We start from the raw sequence: 16,485 nt of genomic DNA, 5'->3' as shown, positions 1-16,485 counted from the left end.
CGGCCTTTCCGTTCTCCCCTTGCCCGCTTCCGGAGCCCGCATGACCCAGGATCAACTCAAACAGGCAGTGGCGCAGGCCGCCGTCGACTTCATCCTTCCGAAACTCGACGACAAAAGCATCGTCGGTGTCGGCACCGGCTCCACCGCCAACTGCTTCATCGATGCGCTGGCAAAGCACAAGGGCGCGTTCGATGGCGCGGTCGCCAGCTCCGAAGCCACTGCCGCACGCCTGAAGGGCCACGGGATTCCGGTGTATGAGCTGAACACGGTCAGCGACCTGGAGTTCTACGTCGACGGCGCCGACGAAAGCGACGCACACCTGAACCTGATCAAGGGCGGCGGCGCAGCCCTGACCCGCGAGAAAATTGTAGCGGCCGTGGCCAAGACCTTTATCTGCATCGCCGACGCCAGCAAACTGGTGCCAGTGCTGGGCGAGTTTCCGCTGCCGGTCGAAGTGATCCCAATGGCCCGCAGCCACGTCGCTCGTCAGTTGGTGAAGCTGGGCGGCGACCCGGTGTACCGCGAAGGCGTGTTGACCGACAACGGCAACATCATCCTCGACGTATTCAACCTGCAGATCACTAACCCGGTGGAGCTGGAAGCGCAGATCAACGCGATTGTCGGCGTGGTCACCAACGGCTTGTTCGCGGCGCGTCCGGCGGATTTGTTGTTGCTGGGTACGAGTGAAGGCGTGAAGACGCTGAAGGCTGAGTAAGCCCGGCTACGCACAATCTTGTGAATAAATGCTTTACCCCTGTGGGAGCGAGCTTGCTCGCGAAAGCGTCGGACCAGTCTGCATCTTGATTGACTGATCCACCGCATTCGCGAGCAAGCTCGCTCCCACAGTGTTTTGTGGTCAGGATTAGTTTGGTGTGGGTTTCTTGAACACGTAAAACAGATTCGGCTCACTCACCAGATACAACGTCCCGTCATCATCCATCGCAATGCCTTCCGCCTGCGGCACGGTTTTCTGCAAGCCCTGCCGGCCCTTGCTCAGCGACATGGTGCTGAGCGGGCGCCCGTTGACATCCAGCTCCAGAATCAGCCGCGACTCATCCGACAGCGCCAGCAAATGACCGCTGCGCTCGTCGTATTGCAGGCTCGACAGATCGCGCACGAACATCCCGGCATCGCGTTTGGGGTTGTTGATCACGTGCACCGCGTAGGACTTTTCCGGGTTGAAGTGAGGAAAGCCGTGCACTTCGTAGATCAGCATCGGGTCGCGCTCCTTGGCGACGAACAGGCGCTTGCCCACCGAGTCGTACGCCAGACCTTCAAACCCCTTGTTGCCGGCCATGTGCACACCGAGGGTCATCTGCTCGGCGTCCGCCGCGTCGAGGAAGGTGGTGTCTTGCTCCAGATGAATCTTGATCAGCCGCTGCTGGCCCTCATCGGTGATCACGTAGGTATCGGCGCTGATGAACTCGACTGCCTCCGCGTCGCCGAAGCCAATCAGCGGGATGCGCCGCAGGATCTTGCCCTCCAGCGACAGCTCAACCAGTTCGGAATTCTTGTTGGTCACCGTGAACAGGCTGTCGCGCACCGGATCGTAGGTCAGCGCCGACACATCGTCGTCCAGCCCGTCGATGACGCGCGCTTCGATATCCACGCGATACTGATCCAGGCCAATGGCCTCGCTGCTCAGCGGCTGCCATAGGGTGTGCAGGTTGAACCAGGCGCGTTCGAACAGGCGCATGTATTGGCCGATCGAGAGCAGCGCGATCAGGGCAATCAGCGAAAAGATGAGCAACAGCGGTTTGGGGCGGGCAAGTCGACGCATTCGGGCGGGCTCGGAATCAAGGCAGGCGGATGAAATATCACGCCTGACTGAACTGAAGCTTAATGGCCACTTGCCTTGAACCACAAGACAACCTGTGTAGGCGCTGCCGAAGGCTGCACCTGCAGGAGTGAGTTATTTGTGCTTTTCGAAGCGATAAAACAGGTTCGGCTCGCTGACCATGTACAGCGTGCCCGCCTCATCCATGGTCACGCCTTCGGCGCGGGGGATGGTGTTCTTCAAGCCGTTGAAACCGCCGAGCAGGGTCATGAAGCTGACTTGCTCGCCCTTCTCGTCCAGTTCCAGCAACAGGTGAGAATCGGCGGACAGCACCAGCAGGTGGCCAGTGCGCGGATCGGTTGCCAATGCGGAGAGATTGCGGATATCCAGTTCATCGCTGGACAGCTTCTGCTTGTCGCCTTTCAGGGGCTGACCGCCATCGCTTTTCCAGGTGAACAGCGCCGGTGGCCGTTCTTCACCTAGCAGCAATTGTTGGTTGCGCGGGTCCCAGGTGATCGCTTCGAAGGCCTTGTTCTGGTCCTTCGACGGGCCGAGATCGTACTTGGGGAAACTGGCGATGTTCAGTTCACGGGTGTCGGCATCGACCTTGACGATCGACAGCATGTGCTGGCGCTCATCGACGATCGCCATCAGGCCGTTTTCCATGGCGGTCAGGCCTTCCGGATTGCTCCAGCCTACCAGCGGCATCTTGCGCAGCACCTCGCCTTGCAGGCTCAGTTCGACGAGGAACGGATTCTTGCCCATCACCGAAAACAGGGTTTTGGTCTGCCGGTTGTAGGCGAGGTCCGACGCTTCGTCCTTCTCCATGCCCGGCAATGACTTGGCATCGATCACCACCCGATAGTCCGGCAGCCAGATGCTTTCCTTTTGCTCGGCCTTGCTTTCAAAGCGTTCCAGCACCCACAGCAAGCCCCGGTCATCCCAATGCATGGCAAACGCCAAGCCGTACGCGGCGGCAATCGCCAGCAGCAACCAGGAATACCAGCGCATGGCGAAACGCGACCGGCGTGGGGGTTTGAGCTGAGTTTGAGATGACATCAAGGGACGCTTTCCGAAAATTCAGGCTATGGGTAATAGCATAAAGAGGCCGGCTAAGACGCCAGAATTGCGGGAATTATCCAGACAGGATGTGAAAAAAACGGCAAATGGCGGGATTGGCGTGTGCTGTCCCCAAGCTTCAGGCCACCAACAATCATTGTGGGAGCGAGCTTGCTCGCGAAGGCGTCAGGTCAGCCGACAGCATCGCTGACTGATACAACGCTTTCGCGAGCAAGCTCGCTCCCACAGGGATGTCCAGTGTTACGACTAGCGCACGCTGCTGTTGAAGCGGTTGGCGCCAACCAGTTCGAGGACGATCTCATCGCCGACATTCAGCGGGCCGACGCCAGCCGGGGTGCCAGTCAGGATCACGTCACCGGCCTGTAGCGAGAAGCAGCCGGCCATGTACTGGATCATCGGCACAATCGGGTTGAGCATCGCGCTACTGTTGCCGTCCTGACGCACCTCACCGTTGATGGTCAGGCGGATACCGATGTCGGTCAGGTCCGCGAAGGTGCTGCCAACCACGAACGGCGCAAGCACGGCCGCGCCGTCGAACGACTTGGCGATTTCCCACGGCAGGCCCTTGGCTTTGAGCTCGGCCTGCTTGTCGCGCAGGGTCAGGTCCAGCGCCGGGGCGAAACCGGAGATCGCATCCAGCACTTCTTCACGGCTGGGTTTGGTCGACAGCGGCTTGCCGATCAACACGGCGATTTCCGCTTCGTAGTGCACCGAGCCACGCTCGGTCGGAATGCTGAAACCACCGTCCAGCGGCACCACGCAACTGCCGGGCTTGATGAACAGCAGCGGCTCGGTAGGCACCGGGTTGTCCAGTTCCTTGGCGTGTTCGGCGTAATTACGGCCAATGCACACGACTTTCCCGATCGGGAAGTGAATGCGCGTACCGTCGACGTACTGGTGCTGATAGCTCATTTACCGACTCCTGCCTTCATTGATTCATCAAGAATTACAGATCAAACCGCGAAGATCTTGCCCGGGTTCATGATGCCGTTCGGGTCGAACACCGCTTTGACCGCTTTCATGTACTCGATCTCAACCGGCGATCGGCTGTAGGTCAAGTAGTCGCGTTTGGTCATGCCCACGCCGTGCTCCGCGGAAATCGAACCGTTGTACTTCTCGACGGTTTCGAACACCCACTTGTTGACGGTGGCGCACTTGGCGAAAAACTCGTCCTTGCTCAGGTTGTCCGGCTTGAGGATGTTCAGGTGCAGGTTGCCATCGCCGATGTGGCCGAACCAGACGATTTCGAAATCCGGATAGTGTGTGCCGACGATCGCGTCGATTTCCTTGAGAAATGCCGGGACTTTCGAGACGGTGACCGAGATGTCGTTCTTGTACGGCGTCCAGTGCGAGATGGTCTCGGAGATGTACTCGCGCAGTTTCCACAGATTCTGCAACTGGGTTTCGCTCTGGCTCATCACGCCATCGAGGACCCAGCCCTGTTCAACGCAATGCTCGAAGGTTTCCAGCGCGCTGTTGGCCACTTCTTCAGTGGTCGCTTCAAATTCCAGCAGGGCGTAGAACGGGCAATCGGTTTCGAACGGCGCCGGCACGTCGCCACGCCCCATGACTTTGGCCAGAGCCTTGTCGGAGAAGAACTCGAAAGCGGTGAGGTCGAGCTTGCCCTGAAAGGCGTGCAGCACCGGCATGATCGAGTCGAAATCCGCGGTACCCAGCACCATCGCCGTGAGGTTTTTCGGCGCGCGATCCAGGCGCATCGTCGCTTCAACCACAAAACCCAGGGTGCCTTCCGCGCCGATAAACAGCTGACGCAAGTCATAACCGGTGGCGTTCTTGATCAGGTCCTTGTTCAGCTCCAGCACGTCGCCCTTGCCGGTGACGACTTTCATGCCCGCGACCCAATTGCGCGTCATGCCGTAACGAATGACTTTGATACCGCCGGCATTGGTGCCGATGTTGCCGCCAATCTGGCTGGAACCGGCCGAAGCGAAGTCCACCGGGTAATACAGGCCTTTTTCTTCGGCAACGTTCTGCAAATGCTCGGTAACCACGCCCGGCTGACACACGGCGGTACGGTCAGTGAGGTTCACGTCGAGAATCTGGTTCATGTAATCGAACGACACGACCACTTCGCCGTTGGCCGCCACCGCCGCGGCGGACAGCCCGGTTCGCCCGCCCGAAGGCACCAGCGCGACCTTGTGTTCGTTGGCCCAACGGACAACGGCCTGTACTTGCTCGATGGTCTTGGGAAACACGATGGCACTGGGCGCCGGGGCGAAGTGCTTGGTCCAATCCTTGCCATACGTGTTCAGGGAGTCGGCATCGGTCAGGACCTTGCCAGGCTCGACCAGGGTCTTCAGTTCATCAATCAGGGCAGGATTGGTCATCGACAGAACTCTCGAACAATTCATGGTCATCCTGAGAACGCTTCACGTCGCAGGAATGAGTGTTTAGCGGGGCGGCTATGCTAGCATACCGACCCCGCAGGCCAGTGCCCAACGGCCTTTCTGCGGTGACGGCTTTCCTGCCGTCGCGGTCAGCCTCTGTTGACCATTTCCTGCCATTTTTCTCCGGGATACAGGTTTACGCAGATGAGCAAGACTTCTCTCGATAAGAGCAAGATCAAGTTCCTTCTTCTCGAAGGCGTCCACCAATCGGCTGTCGACGTCCTCAAGGCGGCGGGCTACACCAGCATCGAATACCTGACAGGTTCCTTGCCGGAAGCCCAGCTCAAGGAAAAGATCGCTGACGCTCACTTCATCGGCATTCGTTCTCGCACCCAACTGACCGAAGAGATCTTCGATCACGCGAAGAAGCTGGTAGCCGTCGGCTGTTTCTGCATCGGCACCAATCAGGTTGACCTGAGTGCTGCCCGCGAGCGCGGTATCGCCGTGTTCAACGCGCCGTACTCCAACACGCGTTCCGTTGCCGAACTGGTACTGGCCGAAGCCATCCTGCTGCTGCGCGGCATCCCTGAGAAAAATGCTTCCTGCCACCGTGGCGGCTGGATCAAGAGCGCAGCCAACTCCTTCGAAATCCGCGGCAAGAAGCTGGGCATCGTCGGCTACGGCTCGATCGGTACTCAACTGTCGGTTCTGGCTGAAGGCCTGGGCATGCAGGTGTACTTCTATGACACCGTGACCAAGCTGCCGCTGGGCAACGCGACGCAGGTCAACAACCTGCACGAACTGCTGGGCATGTCCGACATCGTCACCCTGCACGTTCCGGAAACCGCTGCGACCCAGTGGATGATCGGCGAGAAGGAAATCCGCGCCATCAAGAAGGGCGGCATCCTGATCAACGCTGCACGCGGTACCGTGGTCGAGCTTGATCACCTGGCCGCAGCAATCAAGGACAAGCACCTGATCGGCGCCGCCATCGACGTATTCCCGGTGGAGCCACGCTCCAACGACGAAGAGTTCGAAAGCCCGCTGCGTGGTCTCGACAACGTGATTCTGACCCCGCACATCGGTGGCTCGACCGCCGAAGCACAAGCCAACATCGGTCTGGAAGTGGCGGAAAAACTGGTCAAGTACAGCGACAACGGTACATCCGTTTCGTCGGTCAACTTCCCGGAAGTGGCCCTGCCGGCTCACCCTGGCAAGCACCGCCTGCTGCACATCCACGAGAACATTCCGGGTGTGATGATGGAGATCAACAAGGTCTTCGCCGAAAACGGCATCAACATCTCCGGTCAGTTCCTGCAGACCAACGAAAAGGTCGGCTACGTGGTGATCGACGTCGACGCCGAGTACTCGGAGCTGGCGCAAGAGAAGCTGCAACACGTTACCGGCACCATCCGTAGCCGGGTTCTTTTTTAAGAACAGCTACACCTCAAGCGGCAAGTGATGTTCGCTTCTGCTAATGCTTGCAGCTCGCCGCTTGTAGCTCGCAGCTGATAAAAGAAGGGAGCCCCGAAGGGCTCCCTTTTTTTATTTGACGTTGACGGTGATTTTTTCGGAAACGATCGTCGGGTCAAACGGCATATGGCCGCTGTCGCCAAGAATCAGCTGCAAGGTGTGCTTGCCGGGGGCCAGTTTGATGGTGGCTTCGGTCTGCGCCTTGCCGAAATGCATGTGGTGGGCATCAGTCGGGATAGGTGCGCCTTCAGCCGGCAGGTCGTCGACGTCAATCAGCAGATGATGGTGGCCGGTGTTCTTGGTGACGTCACCCGCGGGCGCCAGCGCGATGTTCTTGACGCCGAACTTGACCTTGAATTCCTGGGAAACCGTCGCACCGTCCTCGGGAGAAACGATGAACACTTCAGCATCTTTCGGCGCCGGCGTCGCCGCACTGGCCATTACCGAAACACCCATCAGCACACCCGCCAACGCAGCACGTGACATAAAGCTTTTCATTTTCTTCTCCAGTTTTTCCGTAAAATCCGCACGGTCATGACAACTTCATGACCATTCGTTGTCGAAGGCACTCGACAACCATAGCAAAGCGAGCCTGAATCAGAGCATCGCGATAATGATTTCAAAGGAGTGACCATGCGCCTTTTGCCTGGCCTGATCTGCCTGATACCCCTTCTGAGCCCGCTGGCTCATGCCGAACTGATTGATGACGTCAACGACCGTGGCGAGTTGCGCATAGCCCTGGAGGCTAATACACCGCCCTTCAATTTCAAGGAAGGTGACACGCTCACGGGGTTCGAGGTCGAGCTTGGGCAATTGCTGGCCAGGGAGCTGGATGTGCGCGCCGACTTCATCGTCACTGACGCCGGCGATCTGCTCCAGGGCGTTGAAAGCGGCAAGTACGACGTCGCGCTCAACCACATAGCACTGACACCCGAACTTAAGGATCGTTTCGACTTCAGCGAGCCGTACAGCCAGATCGATTCACAATTACTGGCGAAGAAGGACGAGCAGCCCCGCCCCATGGTGCTGGTGCAGGCGCTGACCGAAACGAAGCCGGCAGTGAGTGCGCCGGTGGAGTTGGCGATACCGTTTCAGAAGGGTAATCCGGCCTTTCGCGCCAGCCTTGAGAGTGCGTTGCAGCGAATCAAGGCGGATGGGCGATTGGCGGCGTTGTCCGAGAAGTGGTTGAAACCGTAAGCCCCTGAAAGAGCCCCTCACCCTGGCCCTCTCCCAAGGGAGAGGGAACTGATTGGGGGATGCTTCAGAGATACGCCGACCTGGGATGGCATTACCGAATCCATGATCGACTGGTTATTGCGTTGTCGAATCCATGATCGGCTGATTACTGTTCTGTCTTTTCCATGATCGATAGACCATTGCTTTGTCGAGTCCATAATCAACCTAGTCTTTCAGGTCGATGTAAAGCTCCGGACGCCTCGGTCGGCCCCCTCTCCCTCAGGGAGAGGGCTGGGGTGAGGGTAAGGATTCTGGATCAACCCAAAGCCGCCAATGCCACCGCCGCCTCAGGCAATTCAAGCTCGCTGAAAACCTGCACACCATGACGTTTCAATAGAGCAGCAGTAACCCCCTCACCACTGACCTTCACCCCACTGAACGTCCCGTCATACGTCAGCAGGTTCCCGCACGACGGACTGTTGGCCTTGAGCACCGCCACCCAGATATCGTGCTTTTGCACCAGTTCCAGCGCCTGCCGCGCACCCTCCAGAAACTGCGCACTGACATCCTCGCCTTCAGTGGTCATCACCGCAGCCACACCATCGAGCACCTCACCCCCCTGCCCGCCCGGAATCTCCGCCGCCGCTCGCGGCGTCGGCAAGCCACCGGCCACTTCAGGGCACAACGGCACCACCCGTCCTTCGGCTATCCACTGCTCCAGCACATCAAACGGTCCGCTGGCACCGCCGTCGTAACGCACGCGATGGCCTAACAGGCAGCGGCTGACCAGAATCTTTTGCATGTCAGAAAGGCTCGTTGCCACGACGACGGAACCAGCCCGTCAGCGACAGGCGCTCGCGGTGGGCCGGCAGCACCTCATGCGGTACTTCGCCGGAGAGGAAAACCACCAGACAACCACCGGTAGGCTGCACATCATGAACGCGATCATCGCTCAGATACATGCGCAGCTGACCGCCATCCTCAGGCAGCCAGGCATCATTGAGGTAAACCACCACCGAGACCATGCGCCGGTCATCGTCACGAAAACGGTCGACGTGCCTGCGATAAAACGCGCCCGGCGGATACAGGGCGAAATGGCATTCGAAATCTTCAAGCCCGAGGAACAAGCCACGGTTGAGCGCCTCGCGCAGGCTGTCCATCAGGTTCAGATAACGGTCACTGGCCTCAGCCTGCCCCGGATCGATCCATTGGATATGGTCGCCGCGAATACCCTCGCGAATCTCTGAAAACGGCCCACGACCGACCGCCGCCGGCGCCAGCTCACCCTCGGCTTCACGTTTACGGCATTCGGCCGCCAGCTCGCTGGTCAAACCGGCGGGCAGGAAAATGTTCTGCTGCGACCAGCCGTGTTCGGCCAGGTCGTCGACAATGCGCAGCAGCAGCGGGTGTTCAGAGGATATTTGCATGGCGCGCATAGTATGTCGGCGGCAAGAAATCCGACAGAGCCACGCGGCGGCTTGTTACGAATTCTCGACAAGTCACGGCACCGCACGGAGAATAGTCCGCTGCTGACAGGAGTCCCTATGCGCCGTTTGCTTTTTTCACTGTTGATGTTCTGTGTTTTGCCCGCTTGGGCGGACGGCCACGATCAGCTGTACAAGGTCGCCGGTTGGCCAGAACAACGTGCGCATTTCAATGACGCCCTGAGTGCCGCGCAACAGCGCTATCAAAACAGCCTGCCGCCCGCCGTGTTTCAAGCGCTGGTGAACAACAGCAACCAGCGCTTCGCCCCGCAGGCCATGGATCAACGCGCCGAGGCACAGCTACGGCAGAACCTCGCCGATCCGAAACCTGCGCTGTCTTTTTTCCAGTCGCCGCTGGGCAAGAAAATCGTTGCCGCCGAATTGCTCGCGACCCGCCGGGATCAACTGGCCAAGAACGCCAAGGGCCTGCCGAAAATGCCGGCCAGCGACAGTCGCCTGCTGATCATCGGCCACCTCGCCCAGGCACTGCCTGCGCGGGAGGCTGGCGCCGAGGTCAGCCTGGCGATTGCAGGGGTCGCGGCGGACAGTTTGAGTTCGATGATTCCGGGACTGCTCGGCGGCGGACAGGCGCAAGGCATGTTGAACGGTCAGCGTCAGCGCCTGATGGATCAGATCGGCGCGGACATGAACAACACGCTGCTCTACGTTTATCGCGACCTGTCGGATAACGAACTGGAAGAGTTTGCGACGTTCGCCGAGTCGACCGAAGGCAAGGCGTATTACCAGGCCGCGCTGGCGGCGATCAGGGCTGGGTTGGCGGTGGGGCAATGATTCTCGTCGCCTGACCGGCCGCCATCGCTGGCAAGCCAGCTCCCACAGGTTCTCCGGTGTTCACAAATTCTGCATTCACTGAAAACCTTTTAAGCGCTGGCTTGCCAGCGATGAGGCCAGCAAATCCGCTAGAGATTCCGGCCCCTGATCCGCTTGCTCAAGAACTCGAAATACTCCTCACGCATATCAGCCGTCTCATTCGCCAGATGGTGCCGCGCCTCGGGTAGCAGCAAGATCTGCGGTCGATCGAACTTCAACTTCAACACTTGCAGATTGTGCTGCCAGTCCACGGTCATGTCCGCCTGCCCCTGAATGATCAGCGGCCGTCGCGGACTTTTTTTGGCGAATTCCACTCGGTGAATCCAGCGTGACAAGGCCCCGACCCATGCCGTCGGCAAGCGCTTGGGCTGCAACGGATCGGCCAGCAGAAACGGCAGGAAATCCGGGTCGTTGGAGTTCTCGCTAAAGCGCCGCGCGATGCCCCGTACGAAAGGCCGCAGCAGGTAATAACTCAGCTGCGACCACCCCCACGCCCGCGGTCGCACCAGTGGCGACAGCAAAATCACCTGACCCTGCGCCGGACTGCTCTCGCCATGATTGAGCACATGGTCGACGACGATGGCGCCGCCGGTACTTTGCCCACACAGGTGCCACGGCTGCGGCAGGGCAATCGAATTGGCTTCGACGAACAAGGCTTGCAGCGCGTCCTGATATTCAGAGAAGTCGCGGATGCTCGCCCGCGTGCCGCTCGACAGACCATGCCCGGGCAAGTCGCAGGCGATGACGGCAAAATCCTGATCCAGCGCCCACTCGATCACATGCCGATACAGCCCGGTGTGGTCGTAGAAACCGTGCAATAGGAACAGCGTGCCCTTGACCTTCTCCGGCCACCAGCAATGGCTGACCAGTTCATAGCCATCGACGGCGAAACGGCCCATGCCGCGCCAGACATCACGCTCGGGAAAATCGGTTTTGTAGAAGCATTGATAGGCCTTGGCTTCGTCCGACAACGGCTGCCACTCAGCCAAAGGCTTGAGGCTGGCGCGTAATTGATCGGGGTCGAAAGTAGCGGGCATGAGGCAAATTCCAGAGCGGTGAACAGACTTTATCGGCTTGCGATATTCATCTGTCGCGGCAAGCATGGCAAGCTAGCCGCCCCTCAAGGATCGAAATACATGCGTTCGTCCTACCGCACCGCACTGTTTGCCAGCCTGCTCGCGCTTGTGTGTGCCGGCGTGTTGTGGACGGCGTACGACTGGTTTCAGGGCCGATATTTGCGCGCGTTCAGCGAGCACACCGCGGTTTTTTCCGGCGACCCGCTGCGCCTGCCGGACGATATCGCCGGACCTGGCAAGATTCGCCTGGTGCACTTCTGGGACCCGGCCTGCCCCTGCAACGTCGGCAATCAGCAACACCTGACCGAGATGGTCGAGCATTTCAGCGCCAGAGGCGTCGATTTTTTCGCGGTGCAACGCCCCGGCAGCCACGGCCAGTTGCCCGCCACTTTGAGCAGCCTGAAAACCATCGCGGTATTGCCCGGTGCCGAGCAGATTCCCGCCAGTCCCGCTGTGGCGATCTGGGACCGAAGCGGCAAACTCGCGTACTTCGGCCCCTACAGCGAAGGCCTGACCTGCAACTCCAGCAACAGCTTTATCGAACCGATCCTGAACGCGTTGACGGATGATCGCCCGGTGAATGCCACGCACACGCTGGCGGTCGGCTGCTATTGCCCGTGGCCGGTGCAGGCGCAATAAGGCATTCCGGACTTTTCAAGGACAGCGATGCACGGCACAGAAGGTCTGTGCTAATTGTTTGCAGCCCGACGGGCGGCAATTCTGCATGCACAAGGAGTCACCATGAAACGCGTGTTCACCGTTCTCGCCTTGCTCATCGTTGTCCTGCTCGCTGGCGCAGGCGGGTACCTCTACAGCAAACAGCCGACACGCCAGGGCCAGATTGAACTGCGCAACCTGCAAGGTTCAGTAACGGTGCGCTACGACGAGCGCGGTGTGCCGCACATCCGCGCCGAGAACGAAACCGACCTCTATCGCGCCCTCGGTTATGTGCATGCCCAGGATCGTCTGTTCCAGATGGAAGCCATGCGCCGTCTCGCCCGTGGCGAACTGGCCGAAGTGCTCGGACCGAAACTGCTCGACACCGACAAACTGTTCCGCAGTTTGCGCATTCGTGAACGCGCGGCCAGTTATGTAGCCAGCCTCGACAAGCAGTCACCGGCGTGGAAGGGCCTGCAAGCGTATCTGGACGGCATCAACCAATATCAGAATACGCACGCCGCGCCTGTCGAGTTCGACGTGCTGGGCATCCCCAAGCGGCCGTTCACCGCCGAAGACAGCATCAGCGTCGCCGGTTACATGGCCTACAGCTTTGCCGCCGCGTTTCGCACCGAACCGTTGCTGACCTACGTGCGCGATCAGCTTGGCGCCGATTACCTCAACGTCTTCGACCTCGACTGGCAGCCCAAAGGCGTACTCGCCAAGAGCCACAGTACGTCGGCGCCGGCACTTGCGGCCAATGACTGGAAAGACCTCAACGCGCTCGCCCGCCTCAGTGAACAGGCGCTGATTGACAACGGTCTGCCGCAATTCGAAGGCAGCAATGCCTGGGTCATCTCGGGCAGTCGCAGCCAGAGCGGCAAGCCGCTGCTGGCCGGCGATCCGCACATTCGTTTCTCGGTGCCATCGGTGTGGTACGAAGCGCAACTGTCGGCACCGGGGTTTGAACTCTATGGCCATCATCAGGCGCTGGTGCCTTTCGCGTTCCTGGGGCACAACCTGGATTTCGGGTGGAGCCTGACCATGTTCCAGAACGACGACCTGGACCTGATCGCCGAGAAGATCAACCCGGACAACCCGAATCAGGTCTGGTATCGCGGCCAGTGGACCGACATGGTCAGCAGCGAGCAGCAGATCGCCGTGAAGGGCCAGGCGCCGGTGACCATCACCCTGCGCCAGTCGCCGCACGGCCCGATCGTCAACGACGCGCTGGGCGCCGCCGCCGGCAAGACGCCGATCGCGATGTGGTGGGCCTTCCTCGAAACACCGAACCCGATCCTCGAGGGTTTCTACCAGCTCAACCGCGCCGACACCCTGGCCAAGGCCCGCGCCGCTGCGGCCAAGGTGCAGGCACCGGGGCTCAACCTCGTTTACGCCAATGCCAAGGGCGATATCGCCTGGTGGGCGTCGGCGTTGTTGCCCAAGCGCCCCGCCGGGGTCAAGCCGGGCTTCATCCTTGATGGCAGCACTGATCAGGCGAACAAGGACGGCTTCTACCCGTTCAGCGCCAACCCGCAGGAAGAGAACCCGGCACGCGGCTATATCGTCTCGGCCAACTTCCAGCCCGTGTCGCCAAGCGGCATGGAGATTCCCGGTTATTACAACCTCGCCGACCGTGGCCAGCAGCTCAATCGCCAGCTCAGCGACAAGAGTGTGAAGTGGACCAACGAAGCCAACCAGACACTGCAACTGGGCACCGCCACCGGTTACGGCCCGCGTTTGCTGGCGCCTCTGCTGCCCGTGCTGCGCGAGGTAGTGAGCGATCCGGCGCAGTTGAAACTGGTCTCGCAACTGGCGCAGTGGTCAGGCGACTATCCGCTGGATTCGGTGAGTGCGACGGTGTTCAACCAGTTCCTCTACGACCTCGCCGATGCAGCGATGCGCGATGAGTTGGGTAATGACTTTTTCGACACGCTGTTGTCGACGCGGGTGATTGATTCGGCATTGCCACGCTTGGCGGCGAATACCGATTCAGTCTGGTGGGATAACCGCAACACGCCGAACAAAGAGACTCGCGCCGATACCGTGCGCGCGGCATGGCAGGCGAGCATGAAACACCTGAAGCTGACACTCGGTGACGATACGTCCGGATGGAAATGGGGTACGGCGCACACGCTGACCCACGGGCATCCGCTGGGGCAGCAGAAGCCACTGGATCGCATCTTCAACGTCGGGCCATTCGCCGCACCGGGCAGCCATGAAGTGCCGAACAACCTCTCGGCGAAGATCGGCCCGGCGCCGTGGCCGGTGACCTACGGGCCTTCTACGCGGCGTCTGGTTGACTTCGCTGATCCTGCTCACAGCTTGACGATCAATCCGGTCGGGCAGAGCGGCGTGCCGTTTGATCGGCACTATGACGATCAGGCTGAAGCGTACGTCGACGGGATTTACGTGCAGGCGCATTTCAGCGACGAAGAGGTGTCGGCGAATACGCGCAGTACATTGAAGCTGCTGCCCGCGCGCGGAACCCCTTAAAAGCCCCTCACCCTAGCCCTCTCCCATAGGGAGAGGGGACCGATTAGGGAGTATTGACGAGCTACGCCGACTTGAACGAACACGACTGAATCCATGATCGACAAAGCCACTTCAGGTCGATGTATGGCGCAAGACACCTAGGACCCGAAGATCACCCCAAAACAACTGTGGGAGCAAGCTTGCTCGCGAAGACGGAGCGTCAGCCACCCTTTGAGTCGACTGACACTCCGTCCTCGCGAGCAGGCTCGCTCCCACATTGGATTTGGATTGGCCTGGATACCGAGGCCAATCCAGATTGGCTTACACCACTCCCGGCGCCGGTGCGCGACGTACGTCCGGTTGCTTCCACGAATCGGCAGCGCTTTCTTCGATGGCTTGCTGGATGGCTTTCTTGCGGGCTTCTTCGGCGCGACGGCTGAAGAACCAGACCATGAAAGTCACGATCGACACCGCCAGCAGAATCAGGCTGGCCACGGCGTTGATCTCAGGCTTCACACCCAGACGCACCGCCGAAAACACTTCCATCGGCAGCGTCGTCGAACCCGGGCCCGACACGAAGCTCGCCAGTACCAGGTCGTCCAGCGACAGCGCGAACGACATCATGCCGCCCGCTGCCAACGATGGCGCGATCATCGGGATGGTGATCAGGAAGAACACCTTCCACGGCCGCGCCCCCAGGTCCATCGCCGCTTCTTCGATCGACAGGTCCAGCTCACGCAGGCGCGCCGACACCACCACTGCCACATAGGCCGCACAGAACGTCGTGTGAGCGATCCAGATGGTGACGATGCCCCGTTCCTGTGGCCAGCCGATCATCTGCGCCATGGCCACGAACAGCAGCAACAGCGACAGACCGGTGATCACTTCGGGCATGACCAACGGCGCCGTCACCAGGCCGCCGAACAACGTACGGCCCTTGAAGTGGGTGATACGCGTCAGCACGAATGCGGCCAAAGTACCCAGCGCTACCGCAGCCACCGCCGTGTAGCAGGCGATTTCCAGCGAGCGCAGTACCGAGCCCATCAGTTGCGAGTTGTCGAGCAGGCCGACGTACCACTTGATCGACCAGCCGCCCCACACCGTCACCAGTTTCGAGGCGTTGAACGAGTAGATCACCAGGATCAGCATCGGCAAGTAGATGAACAACAAACCCACGACCAGCATCAGGCTGGAGAAACGGAAGCGCTTCATTCTTTACCCTCCATTTCCTTGGCCTGACTGCGGTTGAACAGGATGATCGGCACAATCAGGATCGCCAGCATCACCACCGCCAGCGCGGACGCTACCGGCCAGTCACGGTTGTTGAAGAACTCTTGCCAGAGCACCTTACCGATCATCAGCGTTTCCGGGCCGCCGAGCAGTTCCGGGATGACAAACTCGCCCACGACCGGAATAAACACCAGCATGCAGCCGGCAATGATCCCGTTCTTGGACAGCGGAATAGTGATTTTCCAGAAGCTGTTGAAGGTGCTCGAACCGAGGTCAGAAGCCGCTTCCAGCAGACTGTTGTCGTGCTTCACCAGGTTGGCGTACAGCGGCAGGATCATGAACGGCAGGTACGAGTAGACGATGCCGATATACACCGCGAGGTTGGTGTTGAGGATCTGCAGCGGCTCATCGATCAGGCCCATGCTCATCAGGAATCCGTTGAGCAGGCCGTTGTTGCTGAGGATGCCCATCCACGCGTAAACGCGGATCAGGATTGCCGTCCAGGTGGGCATCATGATCAGCAGCACCAGCACCGTTTGCATTTCTTTACGGGCCGTGGCGATCGCGTAGGCCATCGGGTAGCCGATCGCCAGGCACAGAACGGTGCTGATCAACGCCATCTTCAGCGAGCCGAGGTACGCGGCGATGTACAACTCGTCGTCGCCCAGCATCGCGTAGTTGCCCAGGTTCAGCAGCAGTTGCAGCTTCTGCTCGGCAAACGTGTAGATCTCGGTGTACGGCGGAATGGCCACGTCGGCTTCGGCGAAGCTGATCTTCAGGACGATGAAGAACGGCAACATGAAGAACAGGAACAGCCAGATGAACGGAACCCCGATGACCAGTTGGCGGCCATTGGGAATTATTCGGTTGATGCGCCG

At 59.8% G+C, this 16,485-nt stretch carries 16 protein-coding genes; 6 read left to right on the top strand and 10 right to left on the bottom strand.

Annotated features, from left to right (window positions below; translation table 11 throughout):
* The first annotated feature begins 40 nt into the window (after positions 1 to 40).
* Entirely contained in the window at positions 41 to 715 is a 675-nt protein-coding gene (gene rpiA, locus AB4P91_RS07185; protein WP_042561619.1) for a ribose-5-phosphate isomerase RpiA, read from the top strand.
* A 147-nt stretch (positions 716 to 862) separates the two neighbouring features.
* Here the strand turns inward: rpiA and AB4P91_RS07180 are convergent, their stop codons facing one another.
* From AB4P91_RS07180 to AB4P91_RS07165, 4 genes are all read right to left on the bottom strand, one after another.
* Positions 863 to 1,780, bottom strand: coding sequence for an SdiA-regulated domain-containing protein (locus AB4P91_RS07180; RefSeq protein WP_150598273.1), 918 nt, complete (start codon positions 1,778 to 1,780; stop codon positions 863 to 865).
* A 132-nt stretch (positions 1,781 to 1,912) separates the two neighbouring features.
* Positions 1,913 to 2,836 carry an SdiA-regulated domain-containing protein gene (locus tag AB4P91_RS07175; protein ID WP_395604551.1) on the bottom strand — a complete coding sequence of 308 codons (924 nt, stop codon included), beginning with the start codon at positions 2,834 to 2,836 and terminating at the stop codon, positions 1,913 to 1,915.
* Positions 2,837 to 3,103: 267 nt separating this feature from the next.
* Entirely contained in the window at positions 3,104 to 3,769 is a 666-nt protein-coding gene (locus tag AB4P91_RS07170; RefSeq protein WP_150593552.1) for a fumarylacetoacetate hydrolase family protein, read from the bottom strand.
* A 41-nt stretch (positions 3,770 to 3,810) separates the two neighbouring features.
* Positions 3,811 to 5,205, bottom strand: coding sequence for an FAD-binding oxidoreductase (locus tag AB4P91_RS07165; protein WP_395604550.1), 1,395 nt, complete (start codon positions 5,203 to 5,205; stop codon positions 3,811 to 3,813).
* 204 nt (positions 5,206 to 5,409) lie between these two features.
* Here AB4P91_RS07165 and serA point away from each other — a divergent pair, with 204 nt between their 5' ends.
* Complete coding sequence (gene serA / locus AB4P91_RS07160; protein ID WP_042561624.1) at positions 5,410 to 6,639, top strand: phosphoglycerate dehydrogenase; 1,230 nt, start codon at positions 5,410 to 5,412, stop codon at positions 6,637 to 6,639.
* A gap of 111 nt (positions 6,640 to 6,750) precedes the next feature.
* Here serA and AB4P91_RS07155 read toward each other — a convergent pair whose 3' ends face one another.
* Positions 6,751 to 7,176 (bottom strand): DUF4399 domain-containing protein, encoded by a 426-nt coding sequence (locus tag AB4P91_RS07155; protein WP_150593551.1) that lies wholly within the window; start codon positions 7,174 to 7,176, stop codon positions 6,751 to 6,753.
* A 135-nt stretch (positions 7,177 to 7,311) separates the two neighbouring features.
* Between AB4P91_RS07155 and AB4P91_RS07150 the strand changes: the two genes are divergently transcribed.
* Entirely contained in the window at positions 7,312 to 7,875 is a 564-nt protein-coding gene (locus AB4P91_RS07150; protein WP_150593550.1) for a transporter substrate-binding domain-containing protein, read from the top strand.
* 295 nt (positions 7,876 to 8,170) lie between these two features.
* Here the strand turns inward: AB4P91_RS07150 and AB4P91_RS07145 are convergent, their stop codons facing one another.
* Together AB4P91_RS07145 and AB4P91_RS07140 are read right to left on the bottom strand one after the other, a co-directional pair.
* Positions 8,171 to 8,656 carry a DUF523 domain-containing protein gene (locus AB4P91_RS07145; RefSeq protein WP_395604549.1) on the bottom strand — a complete coding sequence of 162 codons (486 nt, stop codon included), beginning with the start codon at positions 8,654 to 8,656 and terminating at the stop codon, positions 8,171 to 8,173.
* Position 8,657: 1 nt separating this feature from the next.
* Positions 8,658 to 9,290 (bottom strand): 2OG-Fe(II) oxygenase, encoded by a 633-nt coding sequence (locus AB4P91_RS07140; protein ID WP_150593548.1) that lies wholly within the window; start codon positions 9,288 to 9,290, stop codon positions 8,658 to 8,660.
* 108 nt (positions 9,291 to 9,398) lie between these two features.
* On the opposite strand from AB4P91_RS07140, the gene AB4P91_RS07135 reads away from it, so the two are divergent.
* The gene (locus AB4P91_RS07135) at positions 9,399 to 10,130 is read left to right on the top strand and encodes a DUF2059 domain-containing protein (protein ID WP_042561629.1); all 732 of its coding nucleotides are present in this window, start codon (positions 9,399 to 9,401) and stop codon (positions 10,128 to 10,130) included.
* A 128-nt stretch (positions 10,131 to 10,258) separates the two neighbouring features.
* Here AB4P91_RS07135 and AB4P91_RS07130 read toward each other — a convergent pair whose 3' ends face one another.
* Positions 10,259 to 11,206 carry an alpha/beta hydrolase gene (locus AB4P91_RS07130; RefSeq protein WP_395604548.1) on the bottom strand — a complete coding sequence of 316 codons (948 nt, stop codon included), beginning with the start codon at positions 11,204 to 11,206 and terminating at the stop codon, positions 10,259 to 10,261.
* 99 nt (positions 11,207 to 11,305) lie between these two features.
* Here AB4P91_RS07130 and AB4P91_RS07125 point away from each other — a divergent pair, with 99 nt between their 5' ends.
* Both AB4P91_RS07125 and AB4P91_RS07120 read left to right on the top strand, forming a co-directional pair.
* Positions 11,306 to 11,884: a DUF6436 domain-containing protein gene (locus tag AB4P91_RS07125; RefSeq protein ID WP_150597883.1), complete on the top strand. Its 579-nt coding sequence runs from the start codon at positions 11,306 to 11,308 to the stop codon at positions 11,882 to 11,884.
* A 102-nt stretch (positions 11,885 to 11,986) separates the two neighbouring features.
* A complete protein-coding gene (locus AB4P91_RS07120) occupies positions 11,987 to 14,398 on the top strand; it encodes a penicillin acylase family protein (RefSeq protein ID WP_395604547.1) in 2,412 nt (803 codons plus the stop codon).
* Between the two features lie 300 nt (positions 14,399 to 14,698).
* On the opposite strand, the gene AB4P91_RS07115 is transcribed toward AB4P91_RS07120, so the two are convergent.
* Together AB4P91_RS07115 and AB4P91_RS07110 are read right to left on the bottom strand one after the other, a co-directional pair.
* Positions 14,699 to 15,589: an ABC transporter permease subunit gene (locus AB4P91_RS07115; RefSeq protein ID WP_150593543.1), complete on the bottom strand. Its 891-nt coding sequence runs from the start codon at positions 15,587 to 15,589 to the stop codon at positions 14,699 to 14,701.
* Complete coding sequence (locus AB4P91_RS07110) at positions 15,586 to 16,467, bottom strand: ABC transporter permease subunit (protein ID WP_395604944.1); 882 nt, start codon at positions 16,465 to 16,467, stop codon at positions 15,586 to 15,588. The genes AB4P91_RS07115 and AB4P91_RS07110 overlap by 4 nt, the downstream gene beginning before the upstream one ends.
* Positions 16,468 to 16,485: the final 18 nt, after the last annotated feature.

It is taken from the genome of Pseudomonas sp. B21128 (assembly GCF_044218865.1).
GTDB classification, from domain to species: domain Bacteria; phylum Pseudomonadota; class Gammaproteobacteria; order Pseudomonadales; family Pseudomonadaceae; genus Aquipseudomonas; species Aquipseudomonas iridis.
This window is presented reverse-complemented; position numbering and strand designations above follow the sequence as displayed.